The 16,779-nt window shown below is 39.3% G+C and carries 21 protein-coding genes; 7 read left to right on the top strand and 14 right to left on the bottom strand.

What is annotated here, in order from left to right; all coding sequences use genetic code 11:
- Positions 1-6: 6 nt before the first annotated feature.
- Positions 7-345: a phage holin family protein gene (locus F777_RS0106085; protein WP_026751258.1), complete on the bottom strand. Its 339-nt coding sequence runs from the start codon at positions 343-345 to the stop codon at positions 7-9.
- Between the two features lie 8 nt (positions 346-353).
- Complete coding sequence (locus F777_RS15930) at positions 354-596, bottom strand: YtxH domain-containing protein (protein WP_026764024.1); 243 nt, start codon at positions 594-596, stop codon at positions 354-356.
- A 30-nt stretch (positions 597-626) separates the two neighbouring features.
- Between F777_RS15930 and F777_RS0106075 the strand changes: the two genes are divergently transcribed.
- Positions 627-1,691, top strand: coding sequence for an AI-2E family transporter (locus F777_RS0106075; RefSeq protein ID WP_081720474.1), 1,065 nt, complete (start codon positions 627-629; stop codon positions 1,689-1,691).
- On the opposite strand, the gene F777_RS0106070 is transcribed toward F777_RS0106075, so the two are convergent.
- The 8 genes from F777_RS0106070 to F777_RS0106035 form a co-directional block, all read right to left on the bottom strand.
- Positions 1,684-2,385: an MIP/aquaporin family protein gene (locus tag F777_RS0106070; protein WP_026751256.1), complete on the bottom strand. Its 702-nt coding sequence runs from the start codon at positions 2,383-2,385 to the stop codon at positions 1,684-1,686. The genes F777_RS0106075 and F777_RS0106070 overlap by 8 nt on opposite strands.
- 41 nt (positions 2,386-2,426) lie before the next feature.
- Positions 2,427-3,905, bottom strand: a complete 1,479-nt coding sequence (locus tag F777_RS0106065) for a glycerol-3-phosphate dehydrogenase/oxidase (RefSeq protein WP_201767578.1) — start codon at positions 3,903-3,905, stop codon at positions 2,427-2,429.
- Positions 3,906-4,125: 220 nt separating this feature from the next.
- Entirely contained in the window at positions 4,126-5,073 is a 948-nt protein-coding gene (locus F777_RS15925; protein ID WP_173399628.1) for a HipA domain-containing protein, read from the bottom strand.
- The gene (locus tag F777_RS0106055) at positions 5,066-5,401 is read right to left on the bottom strand and encodes a HipA N-terminal domain-containing protein (protein WP_026751253.1); all 336 of its coding nucleotides are present in this window, start codon (positions 5,399-5,401) and stop codon (positions 5,066-5,068) included. The genes F777_RS15925 and F777_RS0106055 overlap by 8 nt, the downstream gene beginning before the upstream one ends.
- Entirely contained in the window at positions 5,402-5,599 is a 198-nt protein-coding gene (locus F777_RS0106050) for a helix-turn-helix domain-containing protein (protein ID WP_026751252.1), read from the bottom strand. It lies immediately after the preceding gene.
- 105 nt (positions 5,600-5,704) lie between these two features.
- Positions 5,705-7,189 carry a glycerol kinase GlpK gene (gene glpK / locus F777_RS0106045; protein WP_026751251.1) on the bottom strand — a complete coding sequence of 495 codons (1,485 nt, stop codon included), beginning with the start codon at positions 7,187-7,189 and terminating at the stop codon, positions 5,705-5,707.
- Between the two features lie 27 nt (positions 7,190-7,216).
- The gene (locus tag F777_RS0106040; protein WP_026751250.1) at positions 7,217-8,662 is read right to left on the bottom strand and encodes a murein hydrolase activator EnvC family protein; all 1,446 of its coding nucleotides are present in this window, start codon (positions 8,660-8,662) and stop codon (positions 7,217-7,219) included.
- A gap of 93 nt (positions 8,663-8,755) precedes the next feature.
- Positions 8,756-9,583: a lipoprotein insertase outer membrane protein LolB1 gene (locus F777_RS0106035; protein WP_026751249.1), complete on the bottom strand. Its 828-nt coding sequence runs from the start codon at positions 9,581-9,583 to the stop codon at positions 8,756-8,758.
- Positions 9,584-9,882: 299 nt separating this feature from the next.
- On the opposite strand from F777_RS0106035, the gene F777_RS0106030 reads away from it, so the two are divergent.
- Entirely contained in the window at positions 9,883-10,143 is a 261-nt protein-coding gene (locus F777_RS0106030; protein WP_026751248.1) for a hypothetical protein, read from the top strand.
- 1 nt (position 10,144) lies between these two features.
- Entirely contained in the window at positions 10,145-10,783 is a 639-nt protein-coding gene (locus tag F777_RS17785; protein WP_026751247.1) for a zeta toxin family protein, read from the top strand.
- 51 nt (positions 10,784-10,834) lie between these two features.
- Here F777_RS17785 and F777_RS17990 read toward each other — a convergent pair whose 3' ends face one another.
- A complete protein-coding gene (locus F777_RS17990) occupies positions 10,835-10,999 on the bottom strand; it encodes a DUF6364 family protein (protein WP_161631491.1) in 165 nt (54 codons plus the stop codon).
- Positions 11,000-11,172: 173 nt separating this feature from the next.
- Here F777_RS17990 and F777_RS0106015 point away from each other — a divergent pair, with 173 nt between their 5' ends.
- The 3 genes from F777_RS0106015 (at position 11,173) to F777_RS0106005 (ending at position 13,160) form a co-directional block, all read left to right on the top strand.
- Positions 11,173-11,631 (top strand): mobile mystery protein A, encoded by a 459-nt coding sequence (locus F777_RS0106015; protein ID WP_026751246.1) that lies wholly within the window; start codon positions 11,173-11,175, stop codon positions 11,629-11,631.
- Complete coding sequence (locus F777_RS0106010) at positions 11,622-12,218, top strand: mobile mystery protein B (RefSeq protein ID WP_026751245.1); 597 nt, start codon at positions 11,622-11,624, stop codon at positions 12,216-12,218. The genes F777_RS0106015 and F777_RS0106010 overlap by 10 nt, the downstream gene beginning before the upstream one ends.
- An 81-nt stretch (positions 12,219-12,299) precedes the next feature.
- On the top strand, positions 12,300-13,160 hold the full coding sequence (locus F777_RS0106005) for a sugar phosphate isomerase/epimerase family protein (protein ID WP_026751244.1): 861 nt from the start codon (positions 12,300-12,302) through the stop codon (positions 13,158-13,160).
- A 178-nt stretch (positions 13,161-13,338) separates the two neighbouring features.
- Here F777_RS0106005 and dut read toward each other — a convergent pair whose 3' ends face one another.
- Together dut and F777_RS0105995 are read right to left on the bottom strand one after the other, a co-directional pair.
- Positions 13,339-13,776, bottom strand: a complete 438-nt coding sequence (dut, locus tag F777_RS0106000) for a dUTP diphosphatase (RefSeq protein ID WP_026751243.1) — start codon at positions 13,774-13,776, stop codon at positions 13,339-13,341.
- Positions 13,764-14,399, bottom strand: coding sequence for an acyltransferase (locus F777_RS0105995; RefSeq protein ID WP_235785892.1), 636 nt, complete (start codon positions 14,397-14,399; stop codon positions 13,764-13,766). Before F777_RS0105995 ends, dut begins: the two co-directional genes overlap by 13 nt.
- A 187-nt stretch (positions 14,400-14,586) precedes the next feature.
- Between F777_RS0105995 and F777_RS0105990 the strand changes: the two genes are divergently transcribed.
- Positions 14,587-15,870, top strand: a complete 1,284-nt coding sequence (locus tag F777_RS0105990; protein WP_026751241.1) for an oligosaccharide flippase family protein — start codon at positions 14,587-14,589, stop codon at positions 15,868-15,870.
- Here F777_RS0105990 and F777_RS0105985 read toward each other — a convergent pair.
- Positions 15,839-16,753, bottom strand: a complete 915-nt coding sequence (locus tag F777_RS0105985; protein WP_152530874.1) for a class I SAM-dependent methyltransferase — start codon at positions 16,751-16,753, stop codon at positions 15,839-15,841. The genes F777_RS0105990 and F777_RS0105985 overlap by 32 nt on opposite strands.
- Between the last annotated feature and the right edge of the window lie 26 nt (positions 16,754-16,779).

Genomic DNA, 16,779 nt, shown 5'->3' with positions numbered 1-16,779 from the left:
GGTTGGTTACTTAAAAAGATTCTTGATGATGGAATTGCGGACCCCTCCAGCAATGGCTTTCCGGAAAATCAGCACTAATAAGGCCAATCCCAGGAAAAAAGCAGCCACATACCCGAAGCCCTTCACCAGGCTGCCCGTAAGGTCCGTTAGATAGTAGGCAGTCATGATCCCCCCGAAAATAAGGGCAAAGACAAGCAAAACACCCAGAATGGTCATGAGGGCGCCAGCCGCCACTTTATCACTGACTTTATCGGCCACCTGCATTTTCGCAAGCAGGATCCGGTTCTGAATATAATCTTCCAGTTCCTGTTTGGCTTCGTTAAAAAAATTTTGATTGTCGGACATATAAAAGATTAGGCTTCTGAAACTTTATTTTCTAATTCTTTCACCAGCTGTTTGGCTTTGGCCAGCAGCTCTTCCACATTCTCCTTGGCTTTACCATAGGTTTCCTGCATATCTTCTTTTATTTCGTCCGTATCAATATTCATATTCGCCAATAACTCTTTTCCTTTATCGGAACTCAGGTACAAAGCCAATGCTGAACCCGCCAACACTCCCAGTAATAAACCAGAAATGAATTTATTGTTCTCGCTCATAAATAATACATTTGATACAAGTTACGAAAAATGCTCCAAGACCATAAAATAAACCGCTATATTTTTCTCGGCGTCATGTTGTTGTTCGCTGCGTTTTTGTTTTATACGCTGAAGCAATTTTTCACTGCATTCCTTGCTGCTGTTATTTTCTACGTATTGAGTAAGCCCAGTGTAGAAATTTTGGTGAAGAAAAGAAACTGGAGCAAAACAGCTGCCGCCATTTTAGTCATTGTGATCTCCTTTTTTATCATCCTACTCCCATTGTCTTTTTTAGCGGGCATGTTGTATCAAAAAGCATTGTTGATTGTGGGAAATACCGATGCATTTTTAGCTCCTTTGAAACAGCTGGATGAAAAACTAAAAGTAGAATACCAATTTGAACTCTTGTCCGAAAAAAACCTAAGTGGAATCCAAAACTATTTTACCGATTTTATTAGTAGTATTTTAAATCAGGGGCTGCACTTGTTAAGTGCCATGGGCATGATGTATTTTATTTTGTTCTTTATGATTACGAATCTGAACAGAATGGAAGCCGCCATTGTATTTTATTTGCCCTTCAAGCGCGAGAAAATCATGTTGTTTGCCAACGAACTCAGGGCGCAGACCGTGAGCAATGCCATTGGAGTTCCGCTTATTGCTTTGATACAAGGAGGTTTAGCCTGGTTGTATTATTTATGGGTGGGATTACCAGAGCCTGGTTTCTGGGGTGTACTCACTGGCTTGGCATCGGTAATTCCCATTGTAGGTGCGGGTGTAATTTGGGTACCGGTAAGTATATATATCATGGCCAATATCGATCTAGGATTGGGCATTGGATTAATCGCCTGGGGTTCACTGGTAATGGGCGTAATGGACAATGTAGTAAGATTTGTACTGGCTAAAAAAATGGCAGACGTTCATCCATTGGTTACCCTGTTGGGGGTAATCATGGGCTTGCAATATTTTGGCATAACGGGATTAATCTTCGGCCCCTTAATTATTTCTTACTTTCTGATACTATTGAAAATCTATTACCAGGAATTTCAACACCATCCAACCGTAATCAAGAAAAAGAAAGTGAGCAAGATGCAGTTTAAGTTGCCTTTCATTAAATAGCACTAAAAATAAAACCTGCTGCCAATGCGCCAAGAATAGGGCCCGCTATAGGAACCCAAGCATAGCCCCAATCGGTGTCTGCTTTATTTTTCATGGGCAAAATGGCGTGCATGATACGAGGACCCAGGTCTCTGGCGGGATTGATGGCATAACCCGTAGGGCCGCCAAAACTTAAGCCGATTCCCAATACCACCAACGCAACGGGCAGTGCATCAAAAGACCCCAGTGCATGTTCTCCTTTTGTGATAAACAAAACGGCGATCATGAAAATCATCGTAGCTAAAAATTCGGTGATAAAATTTTGGGTTGGATTGCGAATCGCAGGATCGGTGCAGAAGCAAACTCTTTGAGCCAATCCTTCGCTGCTATTAAAATGATCTTTGTACATAATGAAGACCACTAACTGGCCGAGCATAGCACCCAACAATTGCGCCAACAAATAAGTTGGCACCAGGGACCATTCAAATTTTCCCAAAGCCGCTAACCCAATGGTAACAGCCGAATTCAAGTGTGCTCCGCTGGAAGCAGCTGCTATATACACCCCAATAAAAACGGCCATGCTCCAGCCAAAAGTAATGGCAATTAACCCTCCATTGTTTCCTTTGGTTTTTTGTAAAACCACATTGGCCACCACCCCATTACCAAAAGCAATGATGATGGCCGTTCCTAAAAGTTCAGCGATGAATGCATTCATGGTTTGAATTTAGCGATTATTCTATTGCGGTGCGTCGCATTTTAATGGACGATATACTGTTGGGCCAATTGAATAAAGGATTGAACCTGTGCTTCTGTTTGTGCATCGGACCAGCCCAATTCTTTCTGTAAAATTTTGGCGACAGCAGGAGCTAATTCAATGGCGGCTCTGGCATCTAGGAAGAGCAGTCTATTGCGGCGCGCTAGAAAATCTTCCACGGTTTTAACATAGTTGCAGCGCGCCGCAACCACCACATCCACTACACGAATTGCGGAGGCTAGTTGCACGTCCATCGCAGGATCCGCCGCCACCAATTGCTCCGCCAATTTCTTTGCCGCACCCATATCCCCAATCGGCAACTCTTTGGTCACGCATCCGGCGCCATCGAGTTTCCCCACAAACACCGCATTGTTCACTGCATCTTCCGCCATTTTTCGGTAGGTGGTCCACTTGCCGCCCGTGATGGTCACCATTTTACTCGGAGAAACCACCAAAGTATGATCGCGAGAGAGCATGGACGAAACCGTTGTGCCCGCTGCTTTTACGAGCGGTCTTAATCCCACAAAAACACTAAGCACATCTGCTTTGGTGAGTTGTGCATTGCAATAGCGATTGAAATGATCGAGTAAAAAAATAATTTCTTCTGCGAGCGGCAGTGGCTCGGCGTCAATATGATCTACATGGGTATCGGTGGTACCCACCACCACTTTGCCCTGCCAGGGAACCGCGAACAATACTCTTCCATCATCGGTCTTGGGAATCATGAGGGCATTGGTTCCCTTAAAATGTTTGGCATCAATTACTAAGTGAATGCCCTGCGAAGGATATACAAGCGTATCGGCATGCGGATCATCCATTTGTAAAACCGCATCAGTAAAAACACCCGTTGCGTTAATCACCGTTTTACAGCGCACCACCCGTCGCGCCCCACCCAGCGTGTCTTCCAACTCCACCCCTACAATCACGCCCTTCTCTTTAACAAACCCAACGGCCTTGGTATAATTGATTACTTCCGCACCATGACGCACGGCCGTATGCACCAAATCAATGCAAAGTTCTGCATCGTTGAATTGACCATCGTAATATAAAATACCGCCCACCAATTTTGTAGGATTCAACGCGGGCAATAGTTCCAAAGTTTTTTTCTTTGATAGCAATTGGGTTTTGCCCAGCGATAATTTACCCGAAAGAATATCGTACACTTTTAATCCAACACTATAATAGAATTTTTCCCAGAGGCTGAAAACCGGCACCACAAAGGGTTGTGTACCGGTCACATGCGGCGCATTTTTGAGTAACCTACCGCGCTCGGCTAACGCCTCGCGCACCAATTTAATATTCCCCTGCGCCAAATACCGCACTCCCCCATGCACCAACTTAGTGGAGCGGCTGGAAGTGCCTTTCCCAAAGTCGTATTGTTCAACGAGTAAAGTTTTGTATCCGCGCGAAGCTGCATCTACCGCGGCGCCGCAACCCGTTGCGCCGCCGCCAATAATCACAATATCATATATAGTATCCAATATTCTAATTTATCGCTCATAAAACTATCATTTATCAATCAATAGAAGTTCTTTATGATCGATAAATTGAATTCTATTGATTGATAAAATAGAAGCATGTTTATAAGAAATTGATTATCATATAGTTGGAGCAGGCCACCGTTTTTACTCAATGTACTGAGTAAAATTACTCAACATATTGAGTAAATCTTAAGCACCCTTAGGAGCTCCATTTTCAAATTCATACTTCGAAGGTTAAAACCCTTTTCTCAATCAAATCAATATATCCTTTCTTAGCAGCTTTCTCTAAAAATGATTGCTCAATTAAATGGACAGCATCTGGCAACCAGGTTTGTGATTTTTGATAAACAGATCCAATCTGTTTATCATTCAGTTCTAGCACTTTCCCCAATCGATCAAAATAACCTCTGTTGAAATTCTTCTTTTTACCGCCCAATTTTAAAGCAGTATCCTCTTGATCTTTAGGTAGTATTATTTTAACATTGATCAAATCATAAGCTGGAGATAAGGTCCACCCATACTCACTTAAAATCATAGAAAAGTTTTTCAAGTGCATATCGTTGTTTCCAATGATAAAATTGAAAACAGCCAGTTCAAAAAAGCGTAGTTTATCCATTAAAGTATTCACGGATAATTCGCCAATTTTTTTACCCAGCATTTCCATTGTTCCCAGGTATTTATCTTCTAATTCAAATATTTGCAAAAAGTCAATCATATGCACTTTTGCACCATTGGCTTTCCGATCAATTCGTTTGGTGATATAACACAATTCGCCAGAAGCCAGTCTGATTAAGCTTGAAGGAACAACAGTTATTTTAAATAGCTCCGCCAGTTTCATCGACAGATGTTCATTCTCTGGCATTTCACTATACAATGTATTCGGAGGTTTTAAAATATAGCTACCATCCAACGCATTCAAAATGGTCAACCGATTTACCTGACCATTTTCCAATTTCTCTTTTAATGAACCCAAGGACAATTTGGGCTGAACCCCAGGAACTGTAATGGATAAATCAACAATATCTTTTGCCAATTTTTCCATTTCATCTAATTGGTATGGAAGCTTGGGCGCAACAGCTATTCCGTAAAATTTTTTACTACAGGCGGCATGATAATCGCCTACTACTGTATCCTCTAATTCAGCATAACAATACAAACATTTACGCATCAACTGATTCATTTATTGGATGAACACTCACTGCACCAATCGTATTTTGACAGCAGGCCAATAATAGTCCCATGCGGTCTAACTTATTAATTTTCCAACTTTCTGATGCAATATTCAACAACCAACCCTCAGGAATCAGTCCATCAAAAAAAGGGAACAACCTCTTACTTACATAGGGTTGTTTGCGAACAGGCATAGTAAAACTGACAAATAAATCTGGATGATTTTTTACATGCATTTCACTGTAGGTAAATTCGTATTCACCATTATCCAACTCTTTTAGTGTACCACATTCAGCATCGTTGTATTTAATAATTGCTTGTCTCATTTATTTCTCACTTACAGGACCTACAGTATGTCCAAACATTTTCAATACTTGATTTACTTTAGATAAGTTCAGGTTATCCTTCCCTTGTTCAATTTTTCTAATGACCACCAATGCCACCCCTGCGCGCAAGGCAAATTCTTCCTGTGTCAGTTTTAATTGCTTTCTTCTTTGCTTTACAAATACGGCAATGGGATTCATTCTATATGCTTTTGAATATAAATTTAGTGATTTTAGTTTAATTATACGCTTTTAGATATAATTATATAAAAATATCCAAATTTATATCTATTTACATATAATTTATCAATAATTCATCGCCGCCCCAACCGCTTTGGCCCAGCCAGCCGCGAGTTCGTCGCGTGAAGCCAAAGACATGGCAGGCGTAAACACACGGTCACGCTCCCAGATGCTTTGAATCTCTGAAACAGAGCCCCAGTAGCCCACAGCCAATCCGGCTAAATAAGCCGCACCCAGTGCAGTGGTTTCCACCGTAGTAGGACGCACCACCGAAGTTTGCAATAAATCGCTTTGAAACTGCATTAAGCTATTGTTAACCGTAGCACCGCCATCAACACGTAATTCTTTAATTGAAATGCCTGCATCGGCTTCCATCGCTTTGAGCACATCCATGGTTTGATAAGCAATACTATCCACCGCAGCACGGGCAATATGCGCACGCGTAGTGCCACGCGTAATACCCACAATGGTACCGCGTGCATGTTGATTCCAATAGGGCGCTCCTAATCCCGCAAAAGCCGGAACCACATATACGCCATCGGATGAAGATACTTGCGAAGCAAGGGTTTCCACTTCCGAAGAAGAACGAATAATCTGTAAGCCATCGCGCAACCATTGCACCACGGCCCCTGCAATAAACACCGAACCTTCCAGTGCGTATTGCGTCGCCCCATTCACTTGCCAGGAAATGGTCGTAAGCAATTGATTGGTGGAACGAACGGGCTTCTCTCCCGTATTCATCAACATAAAACAACCCGTTCCGTAAGTATTCTTCACCATACCAGGTTGGGTGCATTGCTGACCAAATAAAGCTGCCTGCTGATCGCCCGCAATGCCTGCAATGGGTACGGGATGCGAAGTCAGAATGCTTTGGGTAACTCCGTATACTTCACTGGAACTTTTTACCTGGGGGAGCATGGCTGCCGGAATATCGAAGAGCTTCAGCAAATCGGCATCCCACTGCAGGGAATGAATATTGTATAGCATGGTGCGTGATGCATTCGACACATCGGTTACATGCACTTGACCATTCGTGAGTTTCCAAACCAGCCAGGTATCAATCGTACCCATGATCAGTTCGCCTTGCTCTGCCATGGCTCGTGCACCAACTACATTATCTAAAATCCATTTTACTTTGGTCGCAGAAAAATAGGCGTCTACAATCAACCCTGTTTTTTCCTGAATGGTAGCCGCATGTCCGGCTGCTTTGAGCTGATCACAATAATTGGCTGTTCTTCTGTCCTGCCACACAATGGCATTGTACACCGGCACACCTGTTGTTTTATTCCAAACCACAGTGGTCTCCCGCTGATTGGTAATGCCAATGGCTGCGATATTCTGAATGCTCAAACCCGCTTTGGTAATGGCTTCCGCAGCCACACCAATTTGCGTGCTCCAGATTTCATTGGCATCGTGCTCTACCCAACCGGGTTGCGGAAATATTTGCGTAAATTCTTTTTGTGCAGTAGAAAAAATCGCACCGTTTTTATCAAATAAAATGGCACGGCTACTCGTGGTTCCCTGATCAAAAGAAAGAATATATTGTTGCATAAAAAGCTTTGCAACAAGATACAGAAATTACTTCGACCGCAACCAAGGCGCAGGATTCTGTGCCACACTCTTATCGTTCATGATCATGAATAAGATGCCGCCTTCTCCATCAATGGAAGTACCCGACTTACCCAATACGGTTCCCGCTTTTACTTTCTGGTCGCGGGATACGGCAACAGAAGATAAATTTTTATAGCCCGTAAAATATTTACCATGCTTAACGAGTACAATATTTTCATCGGCCACTTCTCCTGCATAAACTACTTCCCCGTCAGCTACACAACGTACCGCAGAACCAACTGGAACGGCAATCTCTAAACCATCCGATTTCTGCATCAACTTGGTGCCCGCATAACTCTGCGTTCCAAATCCAACCGTAACAACCCCATTGCTTACCGGCCAGGGCAAGCGACCTTTATTGTTCTCAAAATTCAGCGACAACTCCATGCCCTCCGGCGTAGATTCTAACGGAGAATAGGTTCTGTCTTTGGAAGCAGAAGCAACGCCTGTAGTAGCGTCATTTAAAGTTGGTTTGGGGGGATTAGAACTGCCGCTATTGCCTGCACTTGAACCGTTGGCGGCCACTGTATTGGCGGCATTGTTTCCAGCAGCATTGCCACTCCCAGGTTTGCCAGCAGCACTTTTCTTATCGGCCGCAGCCTGCGCTGCTGCTGCATCCTGGGCCGCTTTTAATTTACGGGCATCTTCCAACGCTTTCAAACGCTTGGCTTCTTCCCTCTTTTTAGCCTCTTCAATTTCACGACGGATCACCGCATTGATGGCAACGGCCACTTTCTGACGCTGGTTCTCTTTATCGCGAATCTGTTTATTCAGTTCTTTCTCTTTTCCTTTTAATTGAGCAACCACCTGGTCCTGTTCTTTTTTATCCTGCTCCAGATCCAACAATTGCTTGTTCTGCACTTCCAGCGTGCTCAAACGCTCTTTTTTATTGGCACTCAATACACCAATTTTATCCTGCAACATTTTCTCGCTCTGCACAATGGCACTGGCCTGGGTTTCGCGGTTCTGGCGATAACTTTTCAAATAAGCAGCACGCTTTAAAGCATCATTAAAATTGCTGGCAGAAAAAAGAAAATTCAGGTATTCGTAGCTACTTCTGTTTTTATAAGCGAATACAATGCTCTTGGCGTATTTCACTTTCAGGGTATCCAATTCCTTGCGGAGTCTGTAGATGTCGCGCTCGTTTAAATAAATGGTTTCATCCAGTTGCTTTACTTCACGGTTGATACCATTGATCAGGGCTTCACGCGCATTGATTTTTCTTTTGATGATGGCCAGTTGCTTCACAGAAGATTTGGTGTTCTTCTGGGTTTCGCGGTACAATTGGTTGAGTTCGGCCAGTTCTCTTTCAATGCTCTGCTTTTGTTTCTGCAATTCTTCTCTGTTTTGCGCCACGGCTGCAAAGCCACTCACCAGCAGCACTACCAAAAGAGAAAAGACTTGTTTCAACATAGCTATTTATTAAAAAAGATTTGTAAAGATTTTGATGATTCCAGATTCTCACTGCCCCAAGTTCAAACAATAAACGTTAAAACTATCCCTAAATTACTTTCGTTTGTAATTTTTAGGAATTTCGAAAGCATATTTTAACGGTTCGTTTAAGGAGAACTCTTTAAAATCAAGGTTGATATCGAGTTTACTCTTTTCAGCCACCACTATTTTACGCTGTGTGGCAAACTGATACGTTCCCATGGGCTGATAATTGCTGAAACTGATGGCACAAGTACGATTCCGCTGAATATCCACGTCGTCGAGCTTGCTGTGCACCACTTTAAAGTCTTCGTTCGAAAGAGAAATCAGGTGTTTAAAAATTTCACCCACCATCAATACCGACAAAGTAGTAGGACCATCTCTGTAGGAAACAATATTGTTGGTCATGAAAACGGGATTGCCAATCAACAGGTCTTGTAAAGTAGAAAAGTCAAAGGGAATCTGAGTAGCTTCCTTCAGGTAATCGATGGTGCGATATTGTACATATTTCTCTCCCACTTTCTTCACCAGTACCACAGAGTCTTTGGTAATTTTTACCTGTAATCCCTCCGCAGAAATGCCCAGGAATGAGCCGCGGATTCTGATATAAATCAATGAGTCTTTGGCAATGCTTAAATATCCTGTATAGCTATCACTGTTCTCTGCACTTTCATAGTCCACTTTTATTTTGGCATTGAAGGTCTTGAACTGAATATTGTTGGTCACCACTTTCTCCATGATATTGCGGACAATAGCGGCGGAGTCTACTTTGGGGGTTTCGGTGATGACTACGGTTTGGGTAGTGTCTTTTTTGTCGATGGCTTCTTGGATGGTGGCTACTTTCTTCACTGTCTTACAGCTGGCTGCGATAGTGATTAGTAGTAGTATTTTTAAATATTTCATGTATTTAAATTTCTTTGAGGTATTTGAATTTCAGTTTTTCGTTAGCTAATTTTTGCTTCGCAAAAATTAAATGCCTCAAAACTAAAATTCAAACATCCCCAAAAGGATTAAGCGGCTGCAAAGATAGCCAATTTAATAGCCTCCAGAAACACAAAAAACAAGGCTTTTAGACAGGTTTAAAGGTTTTTATGTCAAAAGACTTATTTTAATGTGTATATACCTTTCTAACAACTCATAATTAGGTTTACTTTGACAATTTATTTCTCAAAAAAATGGCTAATTAATAGTAAATTCGCGTTATGTCTATAGTTAAAATAGCTAGTAAAAAAGGGACCAATGCAGTAAAAAAACTTCGTGAACATAAACTCAGAAGTGGTCTTCCATTTATGATTAACGTAAAAGAATTATCCACCAACCAATGCTACCTTGAATACCCAAATGGCAGTATTAAATTAATTACTGTTGTTCATTCATCAAGAGACATTGATGTGGTTCGTGAATTATCAAAGACAGAGGCCACACATTTAAGAAAACGTTTTCACTTCTCAGAAGTAAAGTAAGATGCCCCTTCTTTACATCATAACGGGTTCTAATGGTGCCGGTAAATCATCTGTAGGGCCTGAATATATTCCCACTCATTTAAGAAGCTCGATTTTTGATGGTGATAAACTCTTTATGAAGAAAAGAAGCGAGTTTTGGGTAAATGGCATAAAGTCACACAAAGAGTGTAAAAAACTTGCAGCAGAATTTGTTGAAACTACCTTTGACCAATTAGTCAATACTGCTTTAGAATACAATCAAGATTTTGCATATGAAGGTCACTTTACGAATGATGCAACTTGGAGTATACCTCAAAAGTTTATGGAGTCTGGATATAAAATACATCTAATTTTTTTTGGTTTAACGGACACTGCTCTTTCTGAAACTCGTGTAATCGGAAGAGCTCAAGAAGGCGGTCATTATGTTGACCCTTTTACCTTATCTTCTAATTTTTATGGGAATCTAGAAAAATTAGACCAGTATTTTAAGATTTTTGATTCTGTTACAATTCTTGATACTTCTGGTATTGAACATATAGGATTAGCTGTGATGAAAAAGGGGAAATGCTTTTCTTCTGTTGCAATAAATGAACTTCCAGAATGGTTTACCTTAAACTTACCAATAATTACTTCAACTATCGCTCAAATTACAGAAAAGTGAGTGTTGAATTTTAAAGTGAAAATTGACAGATCACTGAAAAGAATTAGCAAATCATACCCCGTATTTTTTTTCTAAATGATTCTGATACTCCTTTTTCTCATCAAAGTTTTTAGGCAATTTCACAATGCCTGATAAGCTTTTAACCTTAGGACTAATGTTTTCAGTTTTGATATTCAGATCTACTTTACCCAACTTCAATGACTGTTTAGCTTTCATGATTTAAAGATATTTAAGAAAAACTTTATTTAATTAATGATAATTCGAGATTCACTTTTTATTTGGCAATTAACAATGCTTAAAAAGTAAATACATGACTTTACTTTTTATTTGTTTATGTAAAGTAATATATTTACTTTTGTAATGAATAAGTCAAGCTTAAACTTTACTTTATGAAAAATACAAAGCTTCAGTTTCAGCAACTGAATGAAAAAATGGCAAAATTTACTGATTTACAGCATTTTATATTGCCTTCTTTAGGTTGGATTAAAACAATTCGCACTGGGATTGGCATGTCTATGGAACAATTAGGCAAAAAACTATCCATTACCAAACAAGCTGTTATGGATATAGAAAAACGCGAAAAAGAAGGTGCTATCACAATAAAAGCAATGCAAGAAATCGCAAATGCTATGGATATGAAGTTTGTTTATGGATTTATTCCTACCGAGGGAAGCCTGGAACTAATGATTGAAAAGAAGGCTTTAGAAATCGCTACAAAAATTGTGTTACGAACTTCCACTTCTATGAAATTAGAAGATCAAGCAAATTCAAAAAAACGTATTGAAACTGCAATAAAAGAAAGGGCAGCAGAAATTATTAAAAATACACCTAAAATTCTATGGGACTAAATATGATATACAATGATGGCCAAACCCCACTCGACGAAGATGAGAAAGATGGTCTATTGATAAAATCTATTTCTACAAGAGAAGAATTAGACGAGTTTGAACAACAAAACATAGAAGATGCAATACAGTGGAGCTTGACTAGAAAATTTAAACTGGAACAAATTCTTTCAGAATCATTTATTCAGGATCTCCATAGAAAAATGTACGGTAGGGTTTGGAGTTGGGCTGGTAAATTCAGAAAAACAAATAAGAACATAGGTGTAGACAAACAAGAAATTGCTATTGCATTAAGGACATTATTAGACGATGCCAAATATTGGGTTGAACACAATATATATGAACCCGATGAAGTTGCAATACGAATAAAACATAGAATAGTAAGTATACATTGCTTCCCAAATGGCAACGGACGTCATAGCCGTATGATAGCAGATTTAGTTATAGAAAAAATCTACAAACAATCTGTATTTTCTTGGGGTGGAGCAAATCTTTCGGATAACTTGGATATTAGAGAACAATATCTTACGGCAATTAGGAAAGCAGATAAAGGTGAATATGATTTACTAATGAAATTTGCGAGATCATAAATTCATTTTTTGAAAAAACCAGTTGGGGCTGCGATGTATTGTCTGCCCCCATATTTGAACAGAATTAACTAAATTGAGGACATGAAAAGAAGTCAATTTATCCAGTCTGTTGCCCTTGGAGCGCTTAGTGTTGGCCTGGGCGACGTGTTTGCTCAATCCAAAAAGCCCAAAAACTTTGCCATGCAGCTCTTTTCGGTAAGAGATGCCGTTGCCAAAGATTTAGAAGGAACGCTGAGAAAGCTGCGCAGTATTGGTTATAACCAATTGGAAATATATGGCTACAACGGAACTTTCTTTGGCAAAACACCCAAGGAGTTCAAGACCATTTTGGCCAATACAGACATGAAAGTGATCAGCTCTCACCATGTTTCGGGGTATGGCATGAAAATGAAGGGCAGTTTACAGGACAATTGGAAACAAACCGTGGATGATCTGGCAGCGATTGATGCGAAATACATGGGCTGTTCTTACTTATTCCCCAATGAAAGAACCAATGAAATTTATACCGCATTACCCGATTTATTAAATAGCTGCGGAGAAGTAACCAAGGGATCAGGCATTCAGTTTATTTATCATAACCATGAGTTTGAATTTGAAAAGTTCGGAGACACACTGGCTTATGACCATTTGCTGAATAAAACAGATGCCAATTTGGTAAAGATGGAGTTAGACCTGTACTGGATTTATAAAGCCGGCAAGGATCCGTTGGCGTATTTTGACAAGTACCCGGGCCGATTCCCGCTATGGCATGTAAAAGATATGTCTACTGCAGGAGAAATTACCGAAGTGGGCAATGGTACTATTGACTTTGCCAAGATCTTTGCTGCCCGCAAGAAAGCAGGTTTGAAGCATTGGTTTGTGGAGCAGGACATTAGCAAAGGGGACATTTTCGAAAGCCTAAAATCAAGCCACCAATTTTTAAGCTCACAAAAGTATTCATAGTTTAAAGGGTGAGCGAAAATTCGGCTGCAATCTTTTCCTTCGGAAAATCTTAAATGCCAAATTTCCGCTCACTCCTTTAAGCAAGGAAATAGTTTGCTTTGAAGCATATATAAATTCGAGGCATTTAATTTTTGCTGCGCAAAAATTAGCTAACGAGAATTTGAATATGCTTCAAAAATCAAATTTTCCCGGTACTGCCGAATCCTCCTGTACCTCTATCTGAGGCAGCTAATTCCGTAGCAGGAACCCATTGAATTTGCTCTACTTTTTGCAAGACCATTTGTGCTATGCGGTCGCCGGGCATTAGGGTCTGCGGCTCCGAAGAAAGATTAATCAGAATCACTTTGATTTCTCCCCTGTAATCTGCATCAATCGTGCCGGGTGTATTCAAACAAGTAATGCCCTGCTTAATGGCCAGTCCACTTCTGGGTCGTATCTGAATTTCATAGCCCAAAGGAATCTCCACAAACAAACCCGTTGGTACCAACACACGGGCAGAGGGCTGTAAGACCATCGGCTCTTCCATATAGGCGCGAATGTCCATCCCCGAGGAACCCAAAGTAGCGTATTCGGGTAAGGGATTATTGGATTGATTGATGATTTTTATAGTTTCCAAGTTATATTTTGTTTTAGGAGTTTACAAGGATTCCCTGCATATAATGCATTTTCAATTTCTAAGGTACCCGTTACGGTTGTATTAGCCCCAATCACACAATTATTGGGTATAACTGTTCCTTTTAGAATTAAACATCTGCAGCCAATCCATACCTTACTGCCAATAATTACTGGCTTATCAGGATTTACGACCTTACCTGATTCATCTATGATTGAATGATAATCTGTGTCCATTATTAAGATATCCCAGGACAACAAAGAATTATCGCCAAATTCCACATGATGGAAACAAGCAATAGTTGATTCTGCTGTCATCAAAAAATTTTTTCCAAAGATTAATTTCCCTTTTGGTCCAACTGAAATTTTACTTCCATGCCCAATATGACATTCTCCTTTAAATCGAACAATTCCAGAAACTTCCCAGATGCTTCTTGATTTCTTTTTATCAAATAAACCAACATCTCCAAAACCTATTTGAATCATACCCGTTTTAACGGGTGCATCTATATAAATCTGACCAGAACATTTTTTTAGACAAAGATTACTCGATAGTAGTATTGGCAATTTAATAGCCTGATTAAAGGGTAGATACTTAAAATTGAAGTATAGGGTTCTGACATTCATTTTCTGAAAAAATCGACCAATCTGTTTCATATCAGTTTCCTATTGATTTGCTTTAAAGATTGTAAAACCATAAAAATGGCACTAGAATCATCAAAAAATTGAAAATACAGAAAGAATTATTATAATTGAATTTCTCTTTAAAAATTGATAAATCAGATATTTATTAGGTAATTGCCTATTAATAAGAATGAACAAGAAAAGGATTATACAATTTACTCAAAAAAATACTAGCTTATTTGCAAATTTTGTCAACCTTGGCTTTATTCAAGCCTCGAACATATTAATCCAATTGATATTATTTCCAATTATTATCAGGCTGGTTGGTATAGAATCCTTTGGTTATATTATCGTGGCAACTTCAATCGCAAGTTTCATTGGATTGTTTATTAATTACGGTACAAATTTATCTGGCATAAAAGATATCGCAATTAATAAAAGCAATAAATCCATTCTTGAAACACTATTTTACAACATCTATTATACAAGAATTACGCTTTTTATAGTTGCAAGTGTCCTTCCAATCATACTTTTTATTTTTGAATATAAACAGATCAAGTATTTACTATTTTCCACTCCTATAATCCTTGCAGAATTAATTAACCCATTGTTTTACTTTAATGGTATTGAAAAACTAACTATATATAATTTGGGGAATTTTTTAGGCAAACTGTGTTCATTTGCTTTAATTATATTATTCATAAATCCTTTAACACCGGCCTGGATGGTGAATTTTTATATGGGTATTGGAAATTTTATTTTTTTCGGATTACTAATGTTATATGCAATTCAGAAAAATAAACTAATTCCTCCTGCATTCAATATTCAACACATTTTGCACATAATAAAAACAAATTTTTTTCTTGTCTGCAACAACTTAACTGTACACTTACAGCAGTCTTTATTCCTGATTTTATTACCACTTGTGAGCACCCCCATAGTAGTTGGTGCATATTCTTTAGCTGACAAGCTCATTTCTTCTTTTCGGATTTTATTAGTGGCATTTTCAAGTGCATTATATCCAAAAGCAGCAATAATGTATGAAAACCAAAAAGAATACTGGACTAATTTTAAAATCAAAATGAATAAACTATTATTTTATTCCTTCTTATTAATAACCATAGTTATTTATTTGTTCAATGAATCCATAGTACATTTATTGGCAGGACAACAAAATGATTCTGCTGCTCTCTATATTCGTTCAATTGCATTGGCTCCTTTATTTGCAGCCATGAATTCTATGAACACAATCGAGCTATTAATAAGAAATAAATATCAATTCATATTTCTAAACAGCTTATGCCTATTAGTCTTTGTTCTTGTCTCTACTGCATTTTTTATTTATACCAACCAAAGTGAATTATTTGGATATTACCTCGTAATTGTAGAATTAGCTTCTATCCCAATCAGCTTATACTTCCTACGAAAAAGTAGCGCAAATATCATTTCCCCATCTTTTCCATCATCCAACTAAAATATTTAAATGTAAAAAAGCTGCCTTTTAATTTCCTGGTTGAATAGGCTTTCATCTCTGAAAACAAGGAATCATCATAAAAGTCCATGCCTTTTTCGGCAAGGGTAAAAGCAAAACCATGCTGCCCTAGAAGAGTAGCCGCAATCCATGCTACCATTAATGTCCTCTGTGATTGGGTTTCAGGCGATTTACAAGCATTCAAATAAGTCATTTCTGCCCATCCCGGAGCAATAGGTCCAATTTGACTAAGCACTTTTTGCAAGAAACCATTGGGCACCAATTGCTGAAAAGCAGCAGAAGGCATTCGCACGCGCCCCTTAACTTTTAGATTCGCCAGCCAAAACGTATTATTCTCTTCCTGATACTGCAACATGTCTTTTAGCTTATCTTCTCCCTCATATGCGTCTACAATACCAGGCTCAAACTCTGCAACCGTTATTCCATTGCGGATGTTTTCCGGTAAACTTTTAAACAATCGTAAATCAATGCCCTGCGAATCCGATTTGTACCAATCAATATATTCTATACCAAATTCCTGCAGCGTAGCTTCAATAGTGGTAGTATTAAAATGGAGGGTTTTTATCACTTCAAAAAAAGGTGCATAAGACCAATTGGCTAGCGAAGACTTATTTGGCTTTAATAAACTGGAGCAATGTGGAGAAGCCGTTAAATAAAAGGGCTGATCTTTGGCAATAGTATCACTTACCAAACTATTTTTTATCAGCAATTTTTGAAAGCTTTTCTTCTCAGAACGGTTTGGATCAAAGTCCCTTTCATCAGCATCAAAAGCAATGCAGGTAGCATAGGGTGCCAACTGTTTCCAGATTGGATGAATAGCACCAGAAGCGCCAATATCAATCAAAACAAGTGGCTGTGACTGCATTATCGGACTTTGGAGTATCTTTTGAA

This window comes from Sediminibacterium sp. C3 (genome assembly GCF_000508085.1).
Classification (GTDB): domain Bacteria; phylum Bacteroidota; class Bacteroidia; order Chitinophagales; family Chitinophagaceae; genus Sediminibacterium.
Note: the sequence above shows the minus strand (reverse complement) of the source record. Positions and strands in the feature narration are given on the sequence as shown.